Source organism: Qipengyuania mesophila, from assembly GCF_019711655.1.
Lineage (GTDB): Bacteria > Pseudomonadota > Alphaproteobacteria > Sphingomonadales > Sphingomonadaceae > Qipengyuania > Qipengyuania mesophila.
Map to the genome: position 1 here is coordinate 1,840,362 of NZ_JAIGNU010000001.1, position 22,292 is coordinate 1,862,653.

Consider the following 22,292-nt stretch of genomic DNA (forward strand, 5'->3'; position numbering starts at 1 on the left):
CTAGAACCTTAGGCAGGGGGGCCGCAACGCAAAAAGGCCGCCCGATAGGCGGCCTTTTCACATTGGCATAGCTGCGGGACGACCTAGCCGTCGTAATCGGCGCCGATCGAGGTCGACCGGGTCGGGGCCGAGGCGGTGATCCGCAGGGCTTCGGCCGACTGGCTGAGCGAGCCGACTTCATCCATCTCGTCGTCGTCGTCGGGGAGGATCTTCTGCAGGTTGGTTACCGCCGCTTCGTGCAGGTCCTTCGGCTTGACCGTCTGCTCGGCGATCTCGCGCAGCGCGACGACCGGGTTCTTGTCGCGATCGCGCTCGAGCGTCAGCTCCGCACCGCCCGAAATCTCGCGCGCCCGCTGGGCAGCCAGCAGGACGAGATCGAAACGGTTGGGGACCTTGTCTACGCAGTCTTCGACGGTAACGCGCGCCATGGGGCACTCCGATGCAAATCAAGTGATTCCGGGAAAGCGCGCCACTTAGGATCTCGGCCCGCGATAGTCAAGGATTTGCCGGGGCGCAGCGGGGCGCTAAGGCTGATCGGCGATGGGCGAGAAAAATGTTCCTGACCAGCCAAGCGCCTATCGCGATCCCGCGCCCTTCACGGTCGACGCTCAGGGGCAGCGGCTGACATTCTATCCCGCCGGCAAGGACCGCCGGGCAGCGCTCATGGAGCTGGTCCGTACGGCCAAGAGCTCGCTCGAAGTGTGCTTCTACATCTTCGCCGAGGATGCCGTTTCGACCGAATTGCGCGACGAGTTGTGCACGGCGGCGAAACGCGGCGTCGCGGTCACGCTGATAATCGATCGCTTCGGCGCCTCCGCATCGGACAAGTTCCTCCAGCCGCTTGTCGATGCCGGCGGGCGCTATGCGTGCTACAGCCCGCGCCTCGGCCTGCGTTATCTCATCCGCAACCACCAGAAAATGGTCATCGCCGACGGCGCGCGCGCTCTGTTCGGCGGCTTCAACATTGCCGACGACTATTTCGCCCCGCCCGAGCAGAACGGGTGGAACGATCTGGCGATCGCGCTCGAAGGCCCCGCCGTCGCGGGCCTCAGCGACTGGTTCGCTCTGCTGGTCGAATGGACCCACGACGGACGCAGCCACTTTCGCGCGATTCGCCGCGCGGCCGCCACATGGGACTGGCGCAGCGAAGACGGCAAGGTCCACTGGCTGGTCGGCGGACCCACGCGCGGTCTGTCGAGTTGGGCGCGATGCGTGACGCGCGACCTCGTCGAGGGCGAGAGGCTCGACATCTTCATGGCCTATTTCTCGCCTCCCTACCCGCTGCTGCGGCGGATCGCGCGGGTTGCGCGCAAGGGCCGGACGCGGCTGCTGATGGCGGCCAAGAGCGACAATGGCGCGACGCTTGGCGCGACTCGCTCGCTCTACCACTACCTGCTCAGGCGCGGTGCGAAGATCTGGGAGTTCAGCCCGTGCAAGCTGCACACCAAGCTGCTCGTGCTCGATGATGCGGTCTACATGGGTAGCGCCAATTTCGACATGCGCAGTCTCTATATCAACCTGGAGATCATGTTGCGGATCGAGGATGCCGCGCTGGCCGAGCGGATGCGCGAATTCGTGAGCTACCACATCGCCGCGTCCGAGGCGATCACTCCCGAAGTCCACGCCCGGCGACGGACATGGTTCAACCGGGTCCGCTGGGCGCTCGGCTGGGTGCTGGTGTCGGTGATCGATTACACCGTCACGCGGCGGCTCAACCTCGGGATCTGAGCTACTCGTAATCCTCGTCGTAGTGCCGCACGTCGGGGCTCGAGAACTTGGTGAACTCGCTGTGGAACAGCAGCGGGACGTTGCCGGTCGAACCGTGGCGCTGCTTGGCGACGATCAGCGTCGCCTTGTTGACCAGTTCCAGATGGCGCGCCTCCCACTCGGCATATTTCATCCGCACCTCTTCCGAACTGGTTTCGTCGGGCGTGTCGGGCTTCAGCGCGTTGTGGTAGTATTCGGCGCGGAAGATGAACCACACCATGTCGGCGTCCTGCTCGATCGAGCCTGATTCGCGCAGGTCCGAAAGCTGCGGGCGCTTGTCCTCGCGCTGTTCGACCTGACGGCTGAGCTGCGACAGCGCGATCACCGGCACGTGGAGTTCCTTGGCCAGCGTCTTCAACCCGCGGCTGATCTCCGAAATTTCGTTGACGCGGTTGTCGCTGGCGCGGCCCGAACCCTGCAGCAGCTGCAGATAATCGACGATCACAAGGCCGATGTCGTGCCGCCGCTTGAGCCGCCGGGCGCGCGTGCGCAGCGCGCCAATGGTCAGCGCCGGGGTGTCGTCGATATAGAGCGGCAGGTCGGTCAGTTCCTGGCTGGCGAAGGACAGGCGCTGGAATTCCTCACGGCTCAGCTTGCCCGAGCGTAGCTTTTCGCTCGAGATCTCGGCCTGCTCGGCAAGGATACGCGTCGCCAATTGGTCGGCGCTCATTTCGAGGCTGAAGAAGGCAACGCCCGCGCCGGGCGATTTCTCCGGTTCGATCCCGGCCTTGAGATCGTCCATCAACCGCCGCGCGGCGTTGAAGGCGATGTTGGTGGCGAGCGAGGTCTTGCCCATCGCCGGGCGCCCGGCGAGGATCACGAGGTCCGAATTGTGAAGGCCCGAGGTCTTGTCGTTGATCGTGTCGAGCCCGGTGGTCTTGCCCGAAAAGCGCCCGCCCGAATTCATCGCCGCCTGGACCACTTCGAGCGCGCCGAAGGCCGCCTTGCGGAATGTCTGCGCTTCATTGCCCGTGCTCGCGCCCTCGGCGACGCGGTAGAGATCGGCCTCGGCCTGCTCGATCTTGCGCAGCGGCTCTACTTCGTCCGAGGTGTCGAGCGCGCCTTCGACGAGGTTGCGCCCCACGCTGACCAGCTCGCGCAGTAGCGCGAGGTCGTAGATCTGGTCGGCCAGTTCGCGCGGGTGGAGCAGGCCCTGCCCGTCGGCGGTGAGCTGCGCGAGATAGGTCGTCCCGCCGAGCTGCTTGAGCGCCTCGTCGCTCTCGAAATAGGGCTTGAGCGTGACCGGCGTCGCCACCGAATTGCGTTCGAGCAGCTTGAGCACGCGCTCGTAGATGCGCTGGTGCACCGGCTCGTGGAAATGCTCGGGCATCAACGGGGTGGTCAGTTCCTCGATCACCCGGTTGTCGATCAGGACTGCGCCGATGAAGGCCGCTTCCGCCTCGAGGTTGGCGGGCAGCACTGTGCCCTTCGCCGGCTTGGCATCGGTCGAATCGTCGGCGGGGAAGAGGAGATCGGTATCGGCCATCGTCCCACCATGCGGAATGCGGACTCGGCTGTGAAGGTCTATCGGAAGCAAGCTCGCGGACAGGTCTGTGGACTTCGCCCAAAAATTTTTTCACGCGAAACCGCGGAGAACAAATTCCTGATCTACCTTGCCCCGTCTGCTCGCAGTTGCGAAAGCAGGGCGCAGGCATGACCGATTCCGCATCCTCCCCGGCCGATCACCGCATCGCGCATATCGAGCTCGACGAGGAGACGATCATCTGGCGCAACGCCGATATCGAGCAGGAGCGCAAGATCGCGATCTTCGACCTGATCGAGGAGAACTGCTTCAAGCCGCTGCGCGCGGTCGAGCGCGGGGCGAACGGCCCCTACCGCCTGAAGCTCGCTGTGCGCGACGGACGGCTGCTGATGAGCATCGCCGACGAAGAAGAACAGTTGCTTGAGGAACTGCTGCTCGGCCTCGCCCGCTTCCGTCGCCCGATCCGCGAATATTTCGCCATCTGCGACAGCTATTACCAGGCGATCCGCAAGGCGACGCCGATGGAGATCGAAACCATCGACATGGCCCGCCGCGGTGTCCACAATCGCGCCGCCGAACTGCTGATCGAGCGCCTCGAGGGCAAGGTCGAGACCGATTTCGCCACCGCACGGCGCCTGTTCACGCTGATCTGCGTGCTCCATATCAAGGGCTGAGGGGGGAAGGGCATGGCCAGGCGAGCGCGCAGACGGCGCAAGTTCCGCTTTCCGCAGATCCTGTCGCGTGCGGGCAAGACCGAGCTGTTCCTGGTGGCGATCGTCGCCATCGGCGCGAGCTATGCCTGGTACGAAGGGCGCGACTGGCGACCCGACGAGGCGGTCTGGCCCGACCAGGGTGCGCTCGTCAGCGCCGCCGACGGTGCGGTCGATTTCGGCACGATCGCCGGGCTGGGCGCGAAATTCGTCTATCTCGAGGCGAGCGACGGGGCGGGGCGCAAGGACCGCGCCTTTGCCCAGAACCTCGCCCGCGCGCGTGACGCAGGGCTCGAGGTGGGGGCGGCGCACCGGTTCGATCCCTGCGCGGTGGCCGACGGGCAATCGGCCAATTTCGTCACCATAGTCCCGCGCGAGAGCGACCTCCTGCCGCCCGCCATCCTGCTTGAGAGCACCGCCGCCGAATGCCCCTCTCGGGTCTCCGACGCGGCTGTGCAGAGCGAACTGACCACGCTGGTCAACCAGATCGAGGCGCATACGGGCAAGCCCGCGATCCTCGCGCCGACCGAGGATTTCGAGGAGGCCTATGCTCCCTCGCGCCGGTTCGAGCGGCAATTGTGGCTGACGCGCAGCTGGTTCGAACCCGATTACGCCACGCGCCCCTGGCTGATGTGGACCGCCAATCGCTGGTACCAGACCGAAGCCGCCCAGACGCCGCTACGCTGGGTCGTGGTGCGGCCCTGAGGATGACACGATGACCGACGAACAGCTGATCGCCGCCGCTCGCGACGCCGCGCGCCATTCCTATTCCCCCTATTCCGGTTTCGCCGTCGGCGCGGCGCTGGTCTTCGCCGACGGCAGCGTGGTCACCGGGACCAATATCGAAAATGCGAGCTACGGCCTCGCGCTCTGCGCCGAAACGGTCGCGGTATCGAAGGCCATGGCCGACGGCGTGCGCGGCGGGCTTGTCGCGGTCGCGGTGACCGGGCCGGGGACCGAGCCGATCACCCCCTGCGGGCGCTGCCGACAGGTACTCAACGAACTGGCGCAGCTCGGCGGGACCGATCCCGACATCCTCTGCGTCGGACCCGATGCGGTGACTAGGCTGCGGCTGTCGGACCTGCTGCCGTACGCCTTCGGCCCCGCCAGCCTCGCATGATCGGCCGCCGCGCCGCGCTCGGTCTCATCGGGGGCGCGGCCGGTGCCACTCTGCTACCGGGGGGACTCGCGGCCAAACCGGCGCGCAAGCCGCCGCGCCTGCGATCGGGCGACACTGTCGGCCTCGTCGCCCCGGCGAGCGCGATCACCCTGCCCGACGAACTCGACCGTGCGCTGCACTGGATCACCGGCATGGGGCTGGTACCCAGGCTCGGCGCGCATGTGAGCGAGCGTGATGGCTATCTCGCGGGGACCGATGCGGCGCGTGCGGCGGATGTCGATGCGATGTTCGCCGATCCCGAGGTGCGCGCGGTCTTCGCCATCCGCGGCGGCTGGGGCTGCGCGCGTATCCTGCCGCTGCTCGACTGGAAGGCGATCGCCGCCAATCCCAAGCTGCTGATCGGCTATAGCGACAACACCGCGCTGCATTGCGCCATCGCCGCGCGTGCAGGCTTCCCGACGCTCCATGCACCCAATGCCGCGAGCAGGTGGGAGCGGGCCAGCTGGGAGAGCCTGTGGCGCATCGCCTTCGCCGGGGCCACGCCGGTGCTCGGCGGCGAGGCGGTCGAGGCGGCGGTGGGGCGTCCGGCGCGCGCAGTGGTGCCGGGTACGGCGCAGGGCCGCTTGTTTGGCGGTAATCTCACCATACTCTCGACGCTGATGGGGACCGGCTGGCTGCCCGACCTGACCGGCGCGGTGCTGCTGCTCGAGGATATCAACGAGGAGCCCTATCGCGTCGATCGCATGCTCCAGCACTTGCGCCTCGCCGGCGTGTTCGACCGGGTGGCGGGCGTGGTCTTCGGTCAATGCACGCGCTGCGACCTGCGCGATCCGGATTACGAGGGTTTCACGCTCGACGAGGTCCTCGACCGCCATTTCGCCGGACTGCAGGTCCCGGTCATCGCCGGCTTCGACACCGGACATGTCACCGACCAGCTGTGCCTGCCCGTGGGGGTAAGGGTCGAGCTCGATGCCGCCGCGCGCACGCTGCGCATGCTCGAACCGGCGGTCGCCTGAGCGCCAGCGCTTCGTACGTACGGGCGGCGAGACGCGCCTTCAGCTAGGGAATGTCAGCGCGCGGCGCCGGCCTCGCGCAACACGCGGACATCGGGCCCTTCGCCATAGTTGCTGGCCGCGTCGTGGGTGAGGAAGCTTTCCCACACGGTTCCATCGAGGTCTGCCGTCCAGTGCTTGCGCGAACGGGCATAGCAGCAGTTCGCTTCCTCCTCCTCGAGGAGCGCAGCACCGGCGCGAAGAATTCGGTCGCGGACCTGGTCCAGCTCGCTGTCGTTCTCTACGTCGATCCCGAGGTGGTCGAGCCCCTTCTCGACACGCGTGGAAAGCGCGAAATTGACCATCGGGTCGTCCAGCCGCCACTTTGCATAGTCGGGTTTCGACACGGTTGGGGCGGTGGCGAACAATTCGCTGTAGAAGGCGACAGCGCGCGGGAGATCGCTGACGCCCAGATGCAGGTGCAGGCGTTTCACTTGGGGGTTTCCTTGTCCTGGGGGGATGGATCGCAGGCATCCTCGCAGCAATTGGCGAGAAGATAGCCGACCAGATCGTCGACCGCTGTGAAATCGGCGCGATAGAGGATGGTGCGGTGTTGGCGTTCCTGCTTCACCAGCCCGGCGCCGCCGAGTTCCTTCAGGTGGAAGGACAGCGAGCTCGGCGGAAGACCGAGTTCCTCCGCGATTGTACCGGCGGATACGCCGTCCTCGCCGGCCCTGACCATTCGCCGGAAGGCCGCCAGGCGGTGTTCCTGTGCGAGCGCGGCGAAGGAGGCGAGGGCTTCCTCGTCGGTCACTTGCAGTCGCACTCCTGCCTGGCTGGGCGCCGCAGCATTGCCTTCGGAATGCCGCCGGTGGCGTGATGACAGCACAGTTCGAGCGAGCGCGAGATCGAGGCGAGCCAGCGATCGAGACGGGTTGGTGTGGACATGCGAATCTCCTTCATTTCGATAAATATCAAAATGAGGCCTGCCGCCCTGCCTGTCAAGTTCATTTCTAAAATAATCGAAACGAGAGCTGGACACGAAAAAGGCCCGGGAGCGCGCGAGCGCTCCCGGGCCGATCGTTTGGCGGTGCTGCGCCCGTGGGGGAGGTCAGCTCGGTCTGGTTTCAAGCCATTCAAGCAGGCTCGCGAGGCAGTCGCGGGCGAGCATCTTGCTGCGCTCGGGGCTCCAGCCCTGCTCGGGCTCGGGATTGGCCTTGTTGTCCTTGTAGGGCATCTCGAGCGTCATCGCGATCGCGCCGAAGCGTTCGGCGACCTGGTTGGTGCTCATGCTGAGATTGGCCTTGCCCGGAGCAGCCTTGGTATAGCCCTGCTCGGTCTGGAAGTCGGGCGTGCGGCGATCGAGGATCGCCTCGTAGCGATAGTAGCCCTCGCCCTGTTCGTCGGTCCAGCCGGGGATGCCCTCGAAGCCGGCGAGGAAGGCGACAGGGATCGCCTCGTCGCCATGCACGTCCATCGCGAAGTCGACGCCGGTCTTGTCCATGTGGTTGCGGATCGCGAGCACTTCGGGCGATTTCTCGGCGCTGGGCTCGGCCCATTCGCGGTTGAGATTGGCGCCCGCGGCGTTGACTCGCAGATTGCCGCGCTTCGATCCGTCGGGATTGCAATTGGGCACCAGATGCAGGCGGCAGCGCTTGCGCAGTTCGCGGCCGACACTGTCGGCGGGATCGGTGAGCACTTCCAGCGCGCCTTCCATCCACCATTCGGCCTGCGTCTCGCCCGGGTGCTGACGGGCATAGAACCAGACGTTGAACGGGCCTTCGCCCATTTCGAGGCAGTCGATCGGCTGCCCGTCGAGCGTGGCGCCGAGATGGACGTAGTCGACGCCCTCGGACGAAGCTGCCTCGGCGACGAGGTCGTGGTGGCGCTCCATCGAATAGGGCGCGAAATAGGCGAACCACGCTACGTCGCTTGCCGGCGTGTAACGGATCGTCAGGGTCCCGCCGTCGGCGTCCTTGTCATAGGTGGAGGTGGCGCGGCCCCAATAGTCGCGATCTTCCGACACGCAGGCATCGTAATCGGGCCAACCGCCGGGATAGGCGCTTTCCTCGAGCCCGGTGATGTTGAGCTCGAGCTCGCGCCCCGCCGCGCCCGCGACGCGGAAATGGAACCACTGCTTGAACTCACTGTTCGTGTCCTTCGGAATCGCCAGCCTGGCGCTGGCGCCGTCCACCGACAGCACGTCTATATTGCCGCTGTCGAAGGCGGAATCGATCCGGATATCGCTCACTCGGTAACCTCTACTTCTATCGTTTCGCCATTGTTGCCGGGAAACTCCCGGAACAGCGCGGAGGCGACCGTCTGGGCGTTCGCCTGTCCGCGTGCAAGGGGGGAATTCTCGGGCGGCTGGAAATCGGCGCGGCCTTCCCACAGGCTCTCGCCGCTTGCCTTGTCGCGAATGGTCACCGCCAGCTCGGTGCCCAGGCGGTCCTTCTCGCCCCCGCCGAGATTGATGCCGATGCCGACACCCACGCCAGAGCCGTAGCTGCCGGTCGAACCGCCGACGCCCACGCTCACCGGGCTGCGCCGACCGCCGGCCCCGATGACGTAGTGCTGCACCGCGACCTGCGCGACCTGGCCGGCGCCAGTGCGCTCGCTTTCGGCATAGCCCAGGCGGCGCAGTTCTTCTGCGACGGCCGCCTTGTAGGGTGCGAGCGCGAGGCCATCGGCCTGCGACCCGGGAGCGGTCTCGATGAAGATCTCGCCCTGGCCCAGGAGCGCAACGCGATCGGGTGCGACGAAGCGGGTCACCTCGACCGGGCCGGGGGGCGTGGCGCATCCGGCCAGCGAAAGCGCGGCGGCGAGGCTCAGGGCAAGGGAAAGGGGTTTCATGTCTGCGATCCTTTTCGCGTCTCCGAAGGCGATCATGCCTGCCCCGACAACGCATGGGCAGGCGAATTCGCACCGGCGCGAGTAGGGCGGGCTGTCTAGGACGTTGCCCTTACCAATTCCTATGCTAGTCCCGCTACCCATGAGCGATGCGAACAAGGTACCAGTCCTCGTGACCGGGGGGGCGGGATATATCGGCAGCCATGCGGTCCTCGCCCTGCGCGATGCCGGCTGGCCGGTGACAGTGATCGACAATCTCTCGACCGGCTTCGCCTTTGCTGTGCCCGACGACGTGCCGCTGTACGAAGGCGATGTCGCCGACGCGGCTCTGCTCGAGCGGATCTTTTCCGAACACGGGATCAAGGCGATCATGCATTTCGCCGGGTCGATCATCGTGCCTGAGTCGGTCGAGAATCCGCTGAAGTATTACGACAACAACACGGTGAAGAGCCGTGCTCTGATGGAGGCCGTAGTCAGAGGCGGAGTGGAGCATTTCATCTTCAGTTCGACCGCGGCGACCTATGGCACGCCCGAATGCTCGCCAGTGTCGGAGGACAGCCCCAAGCGGCCGATCAACCCCTATGGCTGGTCGAAGCTGATGACCGAGCAGATGCTCGCCGATGCCAGCGCCGCGCATGGCTTCAACTTCTGCGCGCTGCGCTATTTCAACGTCGCGGGCGCTGATCCTCAGGCACGCACCGGTCAGTCTACGGCGGGCGCGACGCATCTGATCAAGGTCGCCTGCGAGGCAGCCACGGGCAAACGCGATGGGGTTGCGGTGTTCGGCACAGATTACGATACGCCGGATGGCACCGGAGTGCGTGATTACATCCATGTCAGCGATCTGGCGAACGCGCATGTGCTGGCGCTCGAAGCGCTGATCGACCAACCCGAGCGCTCGCTGACGATGAACTGCGGTTACGGGCGCGGTTTCTCGGTGCTGGAAGTGCTCGACGCGGTCGACCGGGTCACCAACCAGACCATCCTCCGGCGGATAGAGTCGCGTCGCGCGGGCGATCCTGGCGAGCTGGTTTCGGACCCCTCGCGGATTCGCGAAATCCTGCCCTGGCAGGCGAAATATGCCGATCTCGACCAGATCATCGCGCATGCTCTGCAGTGGGAAAGAAAATTGTCGGAATGGGGCGAAACCTAACTTTCGCCAGATTGCGCAGGCAGCCTAACGCTGCCAAATCTCGCTCTACCGCTAGGCCTTGTCGGGCCGGATTTCGCTTGTTTAAGGCCCGGTGGAAGTAATGCAGACGCCCAATCTCCCCGATGGCGCCCTCGATGGCGATCGGCACCTCTACGCCGTGCGAGTCTATTACGAGGATACCGATCTCTCGGGCATCACTTATCACGCCAACTATCTACGCTGGTTCGAGCGCGCGCGCAGCGACCTGCTGCGCCAGCTCGAGATCGATCAGCGCGCGGCGATCGAGGCGGGCGAGGGCGCCTATGCGGTGTCCGAGATCAACCTGAAATACCTGCGCCCGGCCAAGCTCGACGACGACGTGCTCATCGAAACGCGTTGCACCGAGCTCAAGGCCGCTTCCTGCCGGATGCACCAGCTTGCATTCAGACTGGCAGGTGGAGAGCGCGAATTGCTGGCCGAGGCACATTTGCGCGTCGGCTTCGTTTCACCCGAAGGCCGGCCCAAGCGCCAGCCCGAAGAATGGCGCGCGGCCTTCGCGCGTTTTGCCGAGCAAGGGGACCAATGAGCTCGCTTCTACTTCTCAGCGCCGCGGCACCGACCCGGCTCGATCCGATCCGCCTGTTCCTCGACGCCGACATCGTCGTCCAGCTGGTCATGGCCGGACTGCTGCTTGCCAGCGTCTGGGTGTGGATGATCATCGTCAGCTTCAGTCTTCGCATGAGGAAGCTGCGCAGCCGGACGATCGATTACGAAAACGAGTTCTGGCAGGCCGAGAGCTTCGACCGCTTCACATCCGAACGCGGCAACAAGGACATTCCGGCGGCGCGCGTCGCGCAAGCGGCGGTGTCCGAATACCGCCGTTCTTCCAAGGGGGCGGTGCGCGATCCCGAGGCGCTGCGCGGCCGCATCGCGCTGGCCATGGACAGCCAGATCGCGCTCGAGGCGGACGATATCGCCGAGCGGCTCAACTTCCTCGCGACGGTCGGCTCGGTTGCACCATTTGTGGGCCTGTTCGGGACCGTTTGGGGGATCATGAACAGCTTCTTCCAGATCGGTGCGCAGGAAAGTTCCTCGCTTGCGGTGGTCGCGCCAGGCATTTCCGAAGCGCTCTTTGCCACCGCCATCGGCCTCTTTGCCGCGATCCCAGCAGTGATCGCGTACAACCGCTTTAGCCATCGGGTCGATCGCTACGAGGCGCGCCTGCAGCGCTTCGCCGACCGGCTCAACTCGACCTTCAGCCGCCAGCTGGAAGCCCGCTGATGGCGATAGGGCTTGCCTCGGGTGGAGGGCGCAGGCGCCGCGGACGCGGTGGGCGTCGGCCGATGTCCGAGATCAACGTCACACCGCTGGTCGACGTCATGCTGGTGCTGCTGATCATCTTCATGGTCACGGCGCCACTGCTGACCGCCGGCGTGCCGATCGACCTGCCCGATAGCCGCGCCGCGCAGCTGCCCAATGATCCGCAGCAGGTTACGATCAGCATCGACGAGGCAGGCTACGTCTATATCGACGATGTCGCGGTCGAGCTGGGCGGCTTGCCGCAGGCGCTCGAAAGCCTGCCGCGCAGCGGCGGCGAAGGGCCCGACATCACGCTGCGTGCCGACAAGGCGCTCGATTACGGTCGAGTGATGGCGGTGATGGGCGAGCTCAACCGTGCAGGGCTCAACCGCATTTCGCTGATTACGAACAGCGCGACGCCCGCATCGGTCAACAACCGTTCATCGGTCGAGGAATAGCCGGCGGTCATGGAGAGGACAGGGATCAGGCACGAGGAACGGACCGGACTGGTCGTTGCGGTCGTGCTGCACCTTGCGCTGGTCGCTCTCCTTGTGGTGCAGGGCCTGTTTCCGGCTCCTGTGATCGAGCCGCCGCAGCGCATGACGGTGAGCCTTGCCGAGGACGTTGGCATGGCGGCGACGGCACCCGATCCGGTAGCCGAAAGCCGCGCCTCAACCGCGCCGACGATGGAGCCCAATCCGGCCCCGGCGCCTGCACAGGACCAACCGGTCCAGCCGCAGGTCGAACGCCCCGTGCCGCCGCGTGTACAATCGCCGGTGCCGCCGCCCAAGGCCGCGCCCGACCCGCGCCCCCGTCGCCGCCCCGATCCGCCGCGCACGCAGGCCCAGCCCAAGAGCAGCCAGCGTAGCGGCGGCTCGCGCCTCGGCGACAATTTCCTCGAGGGGGCAGGATCGAGCACCAGTACGAGCGAGACGCGCGTCCCGGCATCGCAGATCGGGAACGCTGCGAAAGCCTCTATCATTCAGGCCGTTGCCCGACAGATCAAACCCCATTGGGAACCGCCAAACGGCCCTGAAGTAGAAAAAATCGTTTCCTACGTGCGGTTCCGGCTGAACCCTGATGGCAGCCTTTCCGGTAGGCCGGAGGTGGTCAGGCAGACCGGGGTCAACGACACGAACCGGGCGCAAGCGGGACGGCACGGCGAGCAGGCAGTCAGAGCCGTGCAGTTGGCTGCGCCATTCGATTTGCCCGAGGAATATTACGAGGCTTGGAAGGTCGTCACCGCCAACCTCGACTGGAGGTTGGCACAATGAAGTATGTCCTTTTCGCATCGTTCCTGGCGCTGGCTGCGCCACTGAGCGCACAGAACCAGGATCTTGGACAGCCCATCCCCGAGGGCGGCGAAGTCGAGACCATTGAAGAAGATGGGGGACTCGAGGTGACGGTCAGCTTCGAAGGCAATCTCGACGATCTCGGCATTGCCATCCCGGGCTTCGCGACCGATCGCGACGTCGCGACCCCGGCCAATTCCTCGGGCACCGCTGCGCTGGGCAAGGAACTCGCGCGGGTCATCACCTCCGACCTACGCAACAACGGCCTGTTCAAGCCGACCGGTCCCGACGCCCTGCCCCAACCGGGTTTCGCCGAGATCACCGCTCCGAGCTGGTCGACCTGGTCCAATCGCGGTGCCGAAATGCTTGTCCATGGCTATGTCCGCGGCCGCGCCGACAGCAAGCTGACCGTCGGCTGTTATCTCTACGACATGGCGCTGCAGCAGGAACTGGTGCGCGAAGGCTGGGTGGTCCAGCCCGCCGACTGGCGCCGCGCGGCGCACAAATGCGCCGACCTCATCTATTCGCGCCTGACCGGCGAAAGCCCGTTCTTCGACAGCCGCATCGCCTATATCGCCGAGACCGGGACGAAGGATAACCGTACCAAGCGGCTTGCGATCATGGACAGCGACGGGGCCAACCACCGCTTCATCACTACCGGCCGCTCTACCGCGCTGACGCCGCGCTATTCGCCCGACTATAAGAAGCTGTCCTATCTCAGCTATGTCGACGGCAATCCGCGCATCTACGTCTACGACATCGGTACCGGTCGCCAGACGCTGATCACGCAAAGCGCCAACCCGACCTTCGCCCCGCGCTGGAGCCCCGACGGACGCTGGTTGCTCTATTCCATGGCGGTCAACGGCAATACCGACATCTACCGCGTATCCTCCAGCGGCGGCGAGCCGATCCGGCTGACCGACACGCCGGGGATCGACATCGGCGGCTCCTATTCGCCCGATGGCAGCCGGATCGTCTTCGAAAGCGACCGTTCGGGCGCGCAGCAGTGCTACGTCATGGATGCGAACGGGGGGAACCAGCGCCGGATCAGCTTCGGCGGGGCGCGCTGCGCGACGCCCGAATGGAGCCCGCGCGGCGACCAGATCGCGTTCACCAACGCGAGTACGTTCAATATCTCGGTGATGTCGCCCTCGGGCGGCAATGTCCGCGTGCTGACCAATGGCTGGCAGGACGAGGCACCGACCTGGGCGCCCAACGGCCGGATCATCCAGTTCTTCCGCACCGAACGCAACAGCGGCAAGACCGGGCTCTATCAGGTGGACCTGACCGGCGAGAATCTGCGCAAGCTGCCGACGCCGGTCGATGCTTCGGACCCTGCCTGGGGACCGATCCTGCCCTAGCTGCATTGTGAAAAGATAAAGACGAATTCGGGGGGCAAAACCGACTTCACCACGCTGTTTGAAAGGGGACAGCCTATGAATACCCGTATTGCTACCGGTCTGATGCTGGCATCGACCATCGCGCTTGCTGCCTGTTCGAAGAAGGCGCCGGAAGAACTTCCGCCGCCGCCGACCGAAACCGCGACCCCCACGCCAACCGCCCCGACCGGACCGACGGTCGGCTCGCAGGCGCATTTCGTCGATGCCGTCGGGCAGGAGAACACGGTCGTCTATTTCGATACCGACCGGTTCAACATCGATGCGGAAGACCAGACCAAGCTGCAGCGCCAGGCGCAGTATTTCAGCCAGTACCAGCAGGTCAATTTCACGATCGAAGGGCATTGCGACGAGCGCGGCACGCGCGAATACAACCTCGCACTGGGCGAACGCCGGGCCAATGCGGCGAAGAACTATCTCGTCTCGATCGGGATTCCGGCGAACCGCATTCGCACCGTGAGCTATGGCAAGGAACGCCCGGTGGCGCTGGGCTCGAACGAGTCGGCCTGGGCGCAGAACCGCCGCGCGGCGACGATCACGATCAACTGATCGCTATCTCGGCGAAGCCGAAAACGAAAAGGGCTCCCCGATCGGGGAGCCCTTATTCGTCGGGGAGAACCTGAGGGCTTGCCTAGCGAAGCGCGCTCAGTTCCACCAGCGGACCTGCACCGGTCGCCAGTTCGCGCTGGTCGCCTGAAAGTCCGCCGAAGCCGGCGGTCAGGGCGAACACAGCCATCGACAGGACGGCGGCGGTGGCGGAAAGGGTCAGTTGCTTGCTCATGGTCTCTCTCGTGCGAGGGTGCTAGCGCCCAGATATTAATTCTTCGTTGCAATGCAACATTGCAGATTGAAACTGGTTCCCACATGCTTGCACCTTTCGCCAGTCCGCCTAGATTGACCGCCATGCCCAGCCGACAAACGACATTCTTCCGCCGTGGCTAAGGCGCGGCGCTCCAACGACTGGGGCTTTCCGCGCTGGCGCGGCTATGGCTCCTCGCGCGAGGCGACGACCGTGCGGCTGTGCGACCGGCACGGCTGCGAGGAGCCGGGCGACTGCCCCGCTCCCAAGGCGCCCAACAGTCCCGAACGGTGGATATTCTGTCAGAAGCACGCCGCCGAATACAACCAGAAGTGGGACTATTTCGAAGGCCTCGACAAGGCCGAGAAGGAAGCCCGCGCGAAGGCCGAGCGGAGCGAGAATGCCGGCTATGCCGAGGCCCAGCATTATGGCTGGAGCGGCAGCGGAGACGGTTCGCGCAGCGCCGACGAGATGCGCGCGCTGGAAGTGCTGGAGTTAGAATCCGACGCCGATTTCGCGGCGGTGAAGAAGGCCTGGCGCGACAAGGCCAAGACGGTCCATCCCGACGTGAAGCCCGGCGACAAGGAGGCCGCGGCCGAGTTCCAGAAGCTCCAGCTCGCCTATGAGGTGCTGAAGGCCGCCGAAGAGCGGCGCGAGTGGCAGGGCTGAAGCTCCGGCCTATTTCGGCCGGGTATCGATCCCAGGATTGGGATTGTCGTTCCACCACGGAACATCGGTGAAGGGGCGCACGTCGACCTCGTGCGACCAGCAATTGCGCGGCTGGTGCGCGAGGTGCCAATAGGTCTCGGCGAGCGCGGCCGGATCGACCACCCCGTCGTCTCCCTTGGACGCCTTGTAGCCTTCGAACCGGTCGCCGAGCAGCTTGCCCAGCGTGTCGGGCGCATCAACCGAGCCGTCGACTACCACATGCGCGACATGCACCCCCTGCGGTGCGAATTCGGCGTTGAGCGTCTGGCACAGCATGCGGCGCGCGCCCATGGCGGCGGCGTGGCTGTGCTGCCCGGCATTGCCGCGCACGGCGGCGGTGGCGGAGGTCACGAGGATCGTCCCGGAGCCGCGCGCCACCATGTGCGGCGTGAGCGCATGGGCAAGGCGGAAGAGGCCGAAGCACCCGAGCCGCCAGCCGAGCTCGAAGGTGCGGTGCGGCGTATCGGCGAGCGTGCGGCTCCCGATCTGCGCGCCGAGGTTGTAGAGCACGGCGTGGATCGGCCCGATGTCGCGCTCGACGCGCTCGACCAGCTCCTCGATCGTGCCGTCCGCCGCCGCATCGAGCAATGTCCCCGAAGCCATGCCGCCCGCCTCTTCGATTGCATCGACGAGCTTCGCCAGGCCGGCTTCGTCGGAGCGCCGGGCAAGCACGGCATGGTATCCGCCCTGCGCGAAGCGCATCGCGGCATGGCCGCCGATCCCCGCACCGGCCCCGATCACGAGGAACACCTTTTCCGCCATGCCTGCCTCCCTAGATGCGGGCGAGGATAGCCTGTGCGAGGCGTTCTCCCAAGCGCGGACCCTGTTCGGGGTAGAGATAGGGCTCGATCAGTTCCGCTTCCATCACCGCCAACTCGCCCGTCGGCAGCCGCGCCATGTCGACGCGGGCGTACAGCAGATCGGCGAAGGGCAATGCCGCGATCACGGCCTCGGCGGTCGCGAGGTCGTGCGGTTCGGGCGCGTAGTCGCATTCGTAGCCGCCATAGAGCGACTGGATGCGATAGTCGTCGGCGCCGGCACGCTTGAGCACGCCGTGGCTGAAATGGCCGCCGATGAAGACGAAGGTGTATTCGCCTTCCGCGACCACGCTCGGCAGGAAGGGCTGGACCATGCAGGCGCGCCCCATGCTCCAGCCGTCGTCGGGCAGGGCGTCCCGCGCAAAGCTGTGCTGGCCGAGGCCGCCCGCGCCCACCTGCCGCTTCACGACGATTCGGTCGGTGCCGAAGTGGTCCATCGCCGCCTCGACGCCTGCCCGGTCGACATCGTCGAGCCAGAGCGTCGGGACGGTGGCGGCCCCGCGCTCGCCCAATTCCGCAAGATAGCGCTTGTTGGCGTTCCAGCGGACCACCTCGGGCGGGTTGCACACCGCGACGCCTTGGGCGGCCAGAGCCTCCAGCCTGGCGAGGAAATCCTCGGGATGGTCCTGGTAGTCCCAGGCCGTGCCGAGCAACACCAGCGCGAGCCCCTCGAAATCCGAGAGTGGCGCGCGCCAGTCCACTTCGACCAGTTCGAGCCCCGCAGCGGCGAGGGCCGGGCGCAGCGCGGCGACCTCTATATCATGCTCGAACGCGTCTCCCCGGCGAGGTCCGTCGCCGGGGAGCGTGTCGGCACAGGCGAGAAACCCGATCCGGTTCAGACCGCCTCCAGCGCCTGTTCGAAGTCGGCGATCAGGTCGTCCGGGTCCTCGATGCCGATCGAGATGCGGATGAGGTTGTCGCCGATGCCCAGCGCAGCCTTGCGCTCGTCGGGCACCGAGAGGTGCGTCATCGAGGCGGGGTGGCTCGCCAGCGTCTCGGTCCCGCCGAGGCTGACCGCGAGCTTGGCGATCTTGAGACTGTCGAGGAAGCGGAAGCACTCGGCCTCTCCGCCCTTCAGCAGCAGCGAGAAGGTGCTGCCCGCGCCCTTGCAGTGGCGGTCGTAGATGTCCTGCTGGCGCGCATCCTTGATCATGCCGAGATAGCCGAGGCCTTCGACCTTGGGATGCCGGGCAAGGAATTCGCAGACCTTGGCGGCGTTCTCGCCCGCGCGGCTCATCCGCAGTTCGACCGTCTCGAGGCTGCGCAGCAGCATCCACGCGGTGTTCGGGTCGCAGATCCCGCCCATGGTGTTGCGCAGCATGCGCACCGGATCCATCCACTTCTTCGCGCCGGCGATGCTGCCCGCGACGAGGTCCGAATGGCCGCCGACATATTTGGTCAGCGAGTAGCAAACGATGTCGGCGCCCTGGTCGAGCGGGCGCTGCCACAGCGGGCCGAGGAAGGTGTTGTCGATCGCGATCGGGCAGTCGAGGCCGGCCTCGTCGACGGCGCCGCGCACCGCCTCGACATCGACCAGCGCATTGGTCGGATTGCCCGGGCTTTCGAGATAGACCATGGCGACCTTGCCGCCCTGCTCGTCGGCCTTGGATTTGGCCTTGGCCAGCACCGCGTCGATTTCCTCGCGCGTCGCGCCCGCGGGGAAGTCGAGATAGCTGACGCCCCAGCGCGACATCCACTTGGCGACGAAGCCTTCGGTCGCGGCGTAGAGTGGGCCCGAATGGACGATCACGTCGCCCTGCTGGGCATAGGTCAGCAGCAGGACGCAGATCGCGGTCATCCCGCTCGAGAAGCTGAGCGCGTCCTCGGCTCCGTCCCAGATCGCGAGACGATCCTCGAGTATCTCCTGGTTGGGCGCGTTGAAGCGCGAATAGACGAGGCCGTCGGCGCCGCCCGGACGCTTGCCGGTGATGCCTTCGAAGTGGCGCTTGCCATCGGCGGCGCTGGGGAAGGCGAAGGTCGAGGTGAGGAAGATCGGCGGCTTGAGGCTGCCTTCGGACAGCACCGGGTCGTAGCCATGGCCCATCATCAGCGTACTGGGCTTCAGTTCGCGGCCGGCGATCTTGGTGACCTCCTGCTTGGGAGCCATGCGGGGCGATGTGGGGTCGATTTCGTGTTCGCTCATGGGACGAGCATCCTTCCTGAATCACGCTCCCAGGAAGGCGGGAGCCGGGTGGGCTGGCCGGGGCGCCCGTTCCTAACCTCCGCAGGAACGCCTCTCCGCCGACAGCGCTTTCGGTTGCGCTCCATATTGCGGAGCGATGTTGGTTTCAACTGCGGCGAAGCCTGCAACATGGACCGCATGGACCACGGTCCTGCGCCAAAAATTCTTCGATCGCGGTCGACGGGAAAATCGGACGCAAGAGGGGGCGAGCGCATGACCATCGCGTCCGTTTACAGCGTGCGGGCGCTGTAGGAAAATCAGCCGCCGATCAGCGCGTGCATTCCCCAGACCACGGCGACGATCATCGCGATGCCGAACAGGTCGAGCAATATGCCCGCCTTGACCATCCGTTCGATGCGGATGCGGCCCGTCGCCCAGGCGATGGCGTTGGGTCCGGTCCCGGCGGGCAGCATGAAGCCCCAGCTCGCCGCCAGCGCGGCGGGCATGGCGAGCAGCACGGGGTCGACGCCGAGCGCGACCGTCAGGCTCGCGACCACCGGGATGATCCCGCTGGCGGTGGCGACATTGCTGGCGAATTCGGTGATCAGCACCACCATGGCGACGACCGCGAGGGCGACGAAGACCAGCGGCCAGGCCTCGAGCGGCAGCAGCGCCTGCCCGAGCCAGTCGGCCAGCCCGCTCGCGCTCATCCCGGCGGCAAGCGCGAGGCCGCCGCCGAACATCATGATGACACCCCAGGGCGCGCGGTTGGCCTCTTCCCAGGTCAGCAGCGGTCGGCCGGTGCCGTCGGGCAACAGGAACAGAGTCAGCCCCATCAGCACCGCGATGGTGCCGTCGGTCAGCGATCCCTCGGGCAGGTAGGGCGCGATCAACATCTGCCCCATCCACAGTACGAAGGTGACTGCCACCACCGGCACCAGTCGCCTCTCGGGACTTGTCCAGGCATCGTGGGTGTCGATCGCGGTACGCGCGGCCTCGGTATCGAAGGGATGTGCACGGACATTCTGCACTCGGCCGACCAGCAGCGCGGCCAGAGGGACGCCGATGATCACCACGGGAAAGCCGTAGAGCGCCCATTGCGCGAAGGTGATCCGTGTGCCGGTGAGCGTGTCGACGAGCCCCACGGCGATGGCATTGGTGGGCGACCCGACCAGAGTGCCCAGCCCGCCGATGGAGGCAGCGAAGGCAATCCCGATGGGTAGCGCGCCGGCGAGCCCTTCGGTGTCGCCATCCTCCGATCCGCCGCCGCGCAGCACGGCGAGAGCCATCGGCATCATGATCAGCGCGGTCGAGGTGTTGGAAATCAGCATCGAGAGGATCGCCGCGGTGACCATGAATGCGAGCAGCACGCCCGTCTGCCCGCGGTGGCCGACGAGCTGGAGCAGTGCGAGCGCGAGACGGCGATGGAGCCCGGTGCGTTCGATCGCGAGCGCGATGAAGGCGCCTCCGAGGATGAGGAACAGGATCGGCGAATAATAGGCGCTCGCGGTCGCCTTGGCGTCCATCACCCCGGCGAAGGGCAGGACGAGGAAGGGCATCAACGCGGTCGCCGTCAGCGGCAGCGCTTCGGTCATCCACCACGAGGCCATCAGCAGGACCAGGCCCGCGACGACGAACGCCTCGCGCGTCATCCCCGCAGGCGCGGGCAGGACAATGCTCGCCAGCAATGCGAGCGCACCCACGAACAGTCCGATAGTCTTGGCGTTCATCCCACTCTCCCGCCCGCGCTGCTAGCAAGCGGGCGGGGCGGGGGCTAGTGGGTCCAGTCGAGCTTTACGCTGTCGATGTGCCAGCGGAGTTGTTCCGGAGACGCGCCGGGTACATCATTGACGCGCTTCAGGACGATAGGCCCTTCATAGCTTATGGGGCGCCCCTCTCTGTCCTTCGCGGTAATCGTGGCCTGGCTGGTGTAGTAGGACGAACCCGCCGCACCCTCCAGGATCCCACCGGGTACCGCCACGGTGATCTTGCCGAGGTCGGCGAAGAGCTTGCGCCATTCGCCCTTGGGCCATTTTTCCTGATCCGCCGGATCGAGCATCGCCCATGCCTGGTCGAATTCGCGCAGTTCGATCGCCCGTGCGAAGGAAAGAAGCACATTGCGTGCGCCCGTTTCGGTGCGCTCGATCTCGGGTTCGAGCGGGGCCGGCATGAGGTCGGGATGCCCGTCATTATCGGCGTTCTCACCGGTATCGAGCGGCGGAGGTGGTGAAGGTATGGGATCGCCGGGCGTCCCTTCGAGGTCCACCGTCCGAACGGCGTCCTCGGTGTCCGTCTGCGATCCACATCCGGCAAGCGCGAGGCTGGCGGCGAGAGTGAGGGCCAGGGTGCTCTTCATGCAAAGAAAAACCGGGGAGCAGTGGCCTGCGTTCCCCGGTTCGTCGCTGTTGGCGGTGCGGCCGTCCGCTTACTTGGGGGCCAGCACCATGATCATCTGGCGCCCTTCGAGGCGCGGGAAGGCCTCGACCTTGGCGATTTCCTCCACATCGTCGCGGACGCGGTTGAGGAGGTCCATGCCGAGCTGCTGGTGCGCCATCTCGCGACCGCGGAAGCGCAGCGTGCACTTCACCTTGTCGCCGTGCTCGATGAACTTGACGACGTTCTTCATCTTCACGTCGTAATCGTGCGTGTCGATGTTCGGGCGCATCTTGACCTCTTTGATTTCCTGGGTCTTCTGCGTCTTGCGCGCGAGGTTGGCCTTCTTCTGCGCCTCGTAGCGATATTTGCCGACATCGAGGAACTTGCACACCGGCGGGTCCGCATTGGGGGACACTTCGACGAGGTTCAGGCCCAACTCGTTGGCCTGCTCAGTTGCTTCGCGGGTGAACATAACGCCGAGGTTTTCGCCTTCGTGATCGATCACGCGGACCTTCGGCACATTGATCATGTTATCGTAGCGCGGGCCGCTCTTGACGGGCATCTGCATGCTACGGCGGGGTGGACGGGCTATGGGGCACTCTCCTTTGGTGGCCGGATATTCAAAGGGGCCATGTAGGGATTGTTCCGCAGATTCGGAAGTGTGTTATGCGATTGGGGCGCAGATTTGCGCGCGACCGTTGCACCTAGGCAGCGCGATTCCACAGGTTGAACCGCGCCAGCTTGCCCTTGGCGGGCACGACCGCGTCGATCCGGTCGGCGGGTTGCAGGGCCTGCAGGATCGCCGGATCACCCGCGTTCATGCCGCCGGTGAAAGCGCCGAATGCGGGCAGGATCATGCGGCCGCTGGGTCGACCGTCGGGCCCGTCGTTGGCGCTCACCACCGCGCAGGGGCGGCGGATCATCCGCTGCCTTACCTTCAGCTGCAGGCGCGGATGGTAATGGCCCGAGAGTTCGGGGCGAGTCTCGCCCCTCAGCGCCTGGTGGCGCAGGACCACACCGCCGATCTCGAGTTCCTCAGCCAGTGTGCCGCCGCAGCGCGTCGCCATATCGGGATCGTGCCCGTGATCGTGATTTCCGGTGATCCACACCCAGTCGACCGCGCGCGTGAGCGCATCGAGCATGCCCGCCGCATGCGGTTCGAGCCGCGTCGAGCCGTCCGAATCGTGGAAATTGTCGCCCAGCGTGATCACCCGCCGCGCGCCCGTCTCGCGGATCGCGTGCGCCACGCGCTCGAGCGTCTCGCGGCTGTCGTAGGGCGGGATCATCTGCCCGTGGCGGGCGAAGAAGCTCCCTTTCTCGAGATGCAGGTCGGCGACCAGCAGCGCACGCTCGCGCGGCCAGTAGAGCGCGCGACCTTCGGTCAGGAGCCATTCCTCGCCTGCGAACGAAAGGGGAACCATGGCTCG

28 protein-coding genes are annotated in these 22,292 nt (G+C 65.9%); 13 read left to right on the forward strand and 15 right to left on the reverse strand.

The genetic code is table 11. The features are described from left to right. Nucleotides 1-83 precede the first annotated feature (83 nt). On the reverse strand, nucleotides 84-428 hold the full coding sequence (rpoZ, locus tag K3181_RS09260) for a DNA-directed RNA polymerase subunit omega (RefSeq protein ID WP_221602698.1): 345 nt from the start codon (nucleotides 426-428) through the stop codon (nucleotides 84-86). A gap of 112 nt (nucleotides 429-540) precedes the next feature. On the opposite strand from rpoZ, the gene K3181_RS09265 reads away from it, so the two are divergent. Next, nucleotides 541-1,728, forward strand: a complete 1,188-nt coding sequence (locus K3181_RS09265) for a phospholipase D-like domain-containing protein (RefSeq protein ID WP_221602699.1) — start codon at nucleotides 541-543, stop codon at nucleotides 1,726-1,728. A gap of 1 nt (nucleotide 1,729) precedes the next feature. Here the strand turns inward: K3181_RS09265 and K3181_RS09270 are convergent, their stop codons facing one another. Next, entirely contained in the window at nucleotides 1,730-3,253 is a 1,524-nt protein-coding gene (locus K3181_RS09270) for a replicative DNA helicase (protein WP_221602700.1), read from the reverse strand. Between the two features lie 167 nt (nucleotides 3,254-3,420). Between K3181_RS09270 and K3181_RS09275 the strand changes: the two genes are divergently transcribed. Genes K3181_RS09275 through K3181_RS09290 form a run of 4 tightly spaced genes read left to right on the forward strand, consistent with a single transcriptional unit; the run spans nucleotide 3,421 to nucleotide 6,096 of the window. Then, nucleotides 3,421-3,924: a UPF0262 family protein gene (locus tag K3181_RS09275; RefSeq protein ID WP_221602701.1), complete on the forward strand. Its 504-nt coding sequence runs from the start codon at nucleotides 3,421-3,423 to the stop codon at nucleotides 3,922-3,924. Nucleotides 3,925-3,936: 12 nt separating this feature from the next. After that, nucleotides 3,937-4,665, forward strand: coding sequence for a glycoside hydrolase family 25 protein (locus K3181_RS09280; RefSeq protein WP_221602702.1), 729 nt, complete (start codon nucleotides 3,937-3,939; stop codon nucleotides 4,663-4,665). A 10-nt stretch (nucleotides 4,666-4,675) separates the two neighbouring features. Beyond that, nucleotides 4,676-5,080: a cytidine deaminase gene (locus tag K3181_RS09285; protein WP_221602703.1), complete on the forward strand. Its 405-nt coding sequence runs from the start codon at nucleotides 4,676-4,678 to the stop codon at nucleotides 5,078-5,080. Next, on the forward strand, nucleotides 5,077-6,096 hold the full coding sequence (locus K3181_RS09290) for a S66 peptidase family protein (protein WP_221602704.1): 1,020 nt from the start codon (nucleotides 5,077-5,079) through the stop codon (nucleotides 6,094-6,096). The genes K3181_RS09285 and K3181_RS09290 overlap by 4 nt, the downstream gene beginning before the upstream one ends. Nucleotides 6,097-6,149: 53 nt before the next feature. Here K3181_RS09290 and K3181_RS09295 read toward each other — a convergent pair whose 3' ends face one another. The 5 genes from K3181_RS09295 to K3181_RS09315 all read right to left on the reverse strand — a co-directional run bounded on the left by K3181_RS09295 (nucleotide 6,150) and on the right by K3181_RS09315 (nucleotide 8,925). Continuing rightward, entirely contained in the window at nucleotides 6,150-6,566 is a 417-nt protein-coding gene (locus K3181_RS09295; RefSeq protein WP_221602705.1) for a VOC family protein, read from the reverse strand. After that, nucleotides 6,563-6,886, reverse strand: coding sequence for an ArsR/SmtB family transcription factor (locus K3181_RS09300; protein ID WP_221602706.1), 324 nt, complete (start codon nucleotides 6,884-6,886; stop codon nucleotides 6,563-6,565). Before K3181_RS09300 ends, K3181_RS09295 begins: the two co-directional genes overlap by 4 nt. Next, a complete protein-coding gene (locus K3181_RS09305; RefSeq protein ID WP_221602707.1) occupies nucleotides 6,883-7,020 on the reverse strand; it encodes a hypothetical protein in 138 nt (45 codons plus the stop codon). The genes K3181_RS09300 and K3181_RS09305 overlap by 4 nt, the downstream gene beginning before the upstream one ends. 163 nt (nucleotides 7,021-7,183) lie before the next feature. After that, nucleotides 7,184-8,323, reverse strand: a complete 1,140-nt coding sequence (locus tag K3181_RS09310; RefSeq protein ID WP_221602708.1) for a M14 family metallopeptidase — start codon at nucleotides 8,321-8,323, stop codon at nucleotides 7,184-7,186. Then, nucleotides 8,320-8,925 (reverse strand): DUF4136 domain-containing protein, encoded by a 606-nt coding sequence (locus K3181_RS09315; RefSeq protein WP_221602709.1) that lies wholly within the window; start codon nucleotides 8,923-8,925, stop codon nucleotides 8,320-8,322. Before K3181_RS09315 ends, K3181_RS09310 begins: the two co-directional genes overlap by 4 nt. 139 nt (nucleotides 8,926-9,064) lie before the next feature. Here K3181_RS09315 and galE point away from each other — a divergent pair, with 139 nt between their 5' ends. The 7 genes from galE to pal all read left to right on the forward strand — a co-directional run bounded on the left by galE (nucleotide 9,065) and on the right by pal (nucleotide 14,591). Then, entirely contained in the window at nucleotides 9,065-10,075 is a 1,011-nt protein-coding gene (gene galE / locus K3181_RS09320; RefSeq protein WP_221602710.1) for a UDP-glucose 4-epimerase GalE, read from the forward strand. Between the two features lie 100 nt (nucleotides 10,076-10,175). Then, on the forward strand, nucleotides 10,176-10,640 hold the full coding sequence (locus K3181_RS09325; protein ID WP_221602711.1) for an acyl-CoA thioesterase: 465 nt from the start codon (nucleotides 10,176-10,178) through the stop codon (nucleotides 10,638-10,640). Then, nucleotides 10,637-11,335, forward strand: a complete 699-nt coding sequence (gene tolQ, locus K3181_RS09330; RefSeq protein WP_221602712.1) for a protein TolQ — start codon at nucleotides 10,637-10,639, stop codon at nucleotides 11,333-11,335. Before K3181_RS09325 ends, tolQ begins: the two co-directional genes overlap by 4 nt. Continuing rightward, nucleotides 11,335-11,811 (forward strand): ExbD/TolR family protein, encoded by a 477-nt coding sequence (locus tag K3181_RS09335; protein ID WP_221602713.1) that lies wholly within the window; start codon nucleotides 11,335-11,337, stop codon nucleotides 11,809-11,811. The genes tolQ and K3181_RS09335 overlap by 1 nt, the downstream gene beginning before the upstream one ends. Before the next feature lie 9 nt (nucleotides 11,812-11,820). Continuing rightward, entirely contained in the window at nucleotides 11,821-12,627 is an 807-nt protein-coding gene (locus tag K3181_RS09340) for an energy transducer TonB (RefSeq protein ID WP_221602714.1), read from the forward strand. Then, the gene (gene tolB / locus K3181_RS09345; protein WP_221602715.1) at nucleotides 12,624-14,006 is read left to right on the forward strand and encodes a Tol-Pal system beta propeller repeat protein TolB; all 1,383 of its coding nucleotides are present in this window, start codon (nucleotides 12,624-12,626) and stop codon (nucleotides 14,004-14,006) included. Before K3181_RS09340 ends, tolB begins: the two co-directional genes overlap by 4 nt. 75 nt (nucleotides 14,007-14,081) lie before the next feature. Then, nucleotides 14,082-14,591: a peptidoglycan-associated lipoprotein Pal gene (gene pal / locus K3181_RS09350; protein WP_221602716.1), complete on the forward strand. Its 510-nt coding sequence runs from the start codon at nucleotides 14,082-14,084 to the stop codon at nucleotides 14,589-14,591. A gap of 82 nt (nucleotides 14,592-14,673) precedes the next feature. Here the strand turns inward: pal and K3181_RS09355 are convergent, their stop codons facing one another. Further along, nucleotides 14,674-14,823: a hypothetical protein gene (locus tag K3181_RS09355; protein ID WP_221602717.1), complete on the reverse strand. Its 150-nt coding sequence runs from the start codon at nucleotides 14,821-14,823 to the stop codon at nucleotides 14,674-14,676. 153 nt (nucleotides 14,824-14,976) lie between these two features. Between K3181_RS09355 and K3181_RS09360 the strand changes: the two genes are divergently transcribed. After that, nucleotides 14,977-15,510: a J domain-containing protein gene (locus K3181_RS09360; protein WP_221602718.1), complete on the forward strand. Its 534-nt coding sequence runs from the start codon at nucleotides 14,977-14,979 to the stop codon at nucleotides 15,508-15,510. A 9-nt stretch (nucleotides 15,511-15,519) separates the two neighbouring features. Here K3181_RS09360 and K3181_RS09365 read toward each other — a convergent pair whose 3' ends face one another. The 7 genes from K3181_RS09365 to pdeM all read right to left on the reverse strand — a co-directional run bounded on the left by K3181_RS09365 (nucleotide 15,520) and on the right by pdeM (nucleotide 22,286). Continuing rightward, the gene (locus K3181_RS09365) at nucleotides 15,520-16,311 is read right to left on the reverse strand and encodes an SDR family NAD(P)-dependent oxidoreductase (RefSeq protein ID WP_221602719.1); all 792 of its coding nucleotides are present in this window, start codon (nucleotides 16,309-16,311) and stop codon (nucleotides 15,520-15,522) included. 10 nt (nucleotides 16,312-16,321) lie between these two features. Then, nucleotides 16,322-17,068: an ATP-grasp domain-containing protein gene (locus K3181_RS09370; protein ID WP_345725471.1), complete on the reverse strand. Its 747-nt coding sequence runs from the start codon at nucleotides 17,066-17,068 to the stop codon at nucleotides 16,322-16,324. A gap of 134 nt (nucleotides 17,069-17,202) precedes the next feature. Continuing rightward, nucleotides 17,203-18,510, reverse strand: coding sequence for a cystathionine gamma-synthase family protein (locus K3181_RS09375; protein ID WP_221602720.1), 1,308 nt, complete (start codon nucleotides 18,508-18,510; stop codon nucleotides 17,203-17,205). 296 nt (nucleotides 18,511-18,806) lie between these two features. Beyond that, entirely contained in the window at nucleotides 18,807-20,219 is a 1,413-nt protein-coding gene (locus K3181_RS09380) for an SLC13 family permease (protein ID WP_221602721.1), read from the reverse strand. Between the two features lie 44 nt (nucleotides 20,220-20,263). Further along, complete coding sequence (locus K3181_RS09385; protein ID WP_221602722.1) at nucleotides 20,264-20,845, reverse strand: hypothetical protein; 582 nt, start codon at nucleotides 20,843-20,845, stop codon at nucleotides 20,264-20,266. Nucleotides 20,846-20,914: 69 nt separating this feature from the next. Continuing rightward, nucleotides 20,915-21,433, reverse strand: a complete 519-nt coding sequence (infC, locus tag K3181_RS09390; RefSeq protein WP_221602723.1) for a translation initiation factor IF-3 — start codon at nucleotides 21,431-21,433, stop codon at nucleotides 20,915-20,917. 136 nt (nucleotides 21,434-21,569) lie between these two features. Next, nucleotides 21,570-22,286, reverse strand: coding sequence for a ligase-associated DNA damage response endonuclease PdeM (gene pdeM, locus K3181_RS09395; RefSeq protein ID WP_221602724.1), 717 nt, complete (start codon nucleotides 22,284-22,286; stop codon nucleotides 21,570-21,572). Nucleotides 22,287-22,292: the final 6 nt, after the last annotated feature.

Excerpts from the sequence above, each read along its gene's own strand:
- K3181_RS09290 (WP_221602704.1), top strand. The coding sequence starts at position 5,077 with ATGATCGGCCGCCGCGCCGCGCTCGGTCTCATCGGGGGCGCGGCCGGT.
- galE (WP_221602710.1), top strand. The coding sequence starts at position 9,065 with ATGAGCGATGCGAACAAGGTACCAGTCCTCGTGACCGGGGGGGCGGGA.
- K3181_RS09375 (WP_221602720.1), bottom strand. The coding sequence starts at position 18,510 with ATGAGCGAACACGAAATCGACCCCACATCGCCCCGCATGGCTCCCAAG.
- K3181_RS09265 (WP_221602699.1), top strand. The coding sequence starts at position 541 with ATGGGCGAGAAAAATGTTCCTGACCAGCCAAGCGCCTATCGCGATCCC.
- K3181_RS09285 (WP_221602703.1), top strand. The coding sequence starts at position 4,676 with ATGACCGACGAACAGCTGATCGCCGCCGCTCGCGACGCCGCGCGCCAT.
- K3181_RS09385 (WP_221602722.1), bottom strand. The coding sequence starts at position 20,845 with ATGAAGAGCACCCTGGCCCTCACTCTCGCCGCCAGCCTCGCGCTTGCC.
- K3181_RS09305 (WP_221602707.1), bottom strand. The coding sequence starts at position 7,020 with ATGTCCACACCAACCCGTCTCGATCGCTGGCTCGCCTCGATCTCGCGC.
- pal (WP_221602716.1), top strand. The coding sequence starts at position 14,082 with ATGAATACCCGTATTGCTACCGGTCTGATGCTGGCATCGACCATCGCG.
- tolQ (WP_221602712.1), top strand. The coding sequence starts at position 10,637 with ATGAGCTCGCTTCTACTTCTCAGCGCCGCGGCACCGACCCGGCTCGAT.
- rpoZ (WP_221602698.1), bottom strand. The coding sequence starts at position 428 with ATGGCGCGCGTTACCGTCGAAGACTGCGTAGACAAGGTCCCCAACCGT.
- K3181_RS09325 (WP_221602711.1), top strand. The coding sequence starts at position 10,176 with ATGCAGACGCCCAATCTCCCCGATGGCGCCCTCGATGGCGATCGGCAC.
- pdeM (WP_221602724.1), bottom strand. The coding sequence starts at position 22,286 with ATGGTTCCCCTTTCGTTCGCAGGCGAGGAATGGCTCCTGACCGAAGGT.
- K3181_RS09380 (WP_221602721.1), bottom strand. The coding sequence starts at position 20,219 with ATGAACGCCAAGACTATCGGACTGTTCGTGGGTGCGCTCGCATTGCTG.
- K3181_RS09270 (WP_221602700.1), bottom strand. The coding sequence starts at position 3,253 with ATGGCCGATACCGATCTCCTCTTCCCCGCCGACGATTCGACCGATGCC.
- infC (WP_221602723.1), bottom strand. The coding sequence starts at position 21,433 with ATGCAGATGCCCGTCAAGAGCGGCCCGCGCTACGATAACATGATCAAT.
- K3181_RS09315 (WP_221602709.1), bottom strand. The coding sequence starts at position 8,925 with ATGAAACCCCTTTCCCTTGCCCTGAGCCTCGCCGCCGCGCTTTCGCTG.
- K3181_RS09355 (WP_221602717.1), bottom strand. The coding sequence starts at position 14,823 with ATGAGCAAGCAACTGACCCTTTCCGCCACCGCCGCCGTCCTGTCGATG.
- K3181_RS09335 (WP_221602713.1), top strand. The coding sequence starts at position 11,335 with ATGGCGATAGGGCTTGCCTCGGGTGGAGGGCGCAGGCGCCGCGGACGC.
- K3181_RS09275 (WP_221602701.1), top strand. The coding sequence starts at position 3,421 with ATGACCGATTCCGCATCCTCCCCGGCCGATCACCGCATCGCGCATATC.
- K3181_RS09340 (WP_221602714.1), top strand. The coding sequence starts at position 11,821 with ATGGAGAGGACAGGGATCAGGCACGAGGAACGGACCGGACTGGTCGTT.
- K3181_RS09365 (WP_221602719.1), bottom strand. The coding sequence starts at position 16,311 with ATGGCGGAAAAGGTGTTCCTCGTGATCGGGGCCGGTGCGGGGATCGGC.
- tolB (WP_221602715.1), top strand. The coding sequence starts at position 12,624 with ATGAAGTATGTCCTTTTCGCATCGTTCCTGGCGCTGGCTGCGCCACTG.
- K3181_RS09280 (WP_221602702.1), top strand. The coding sequence starts at position 3,937 with ATGGCCAGGCGAGCGCGCAGACGGCGCAAGTTCCGCTTTCCGCAGATC.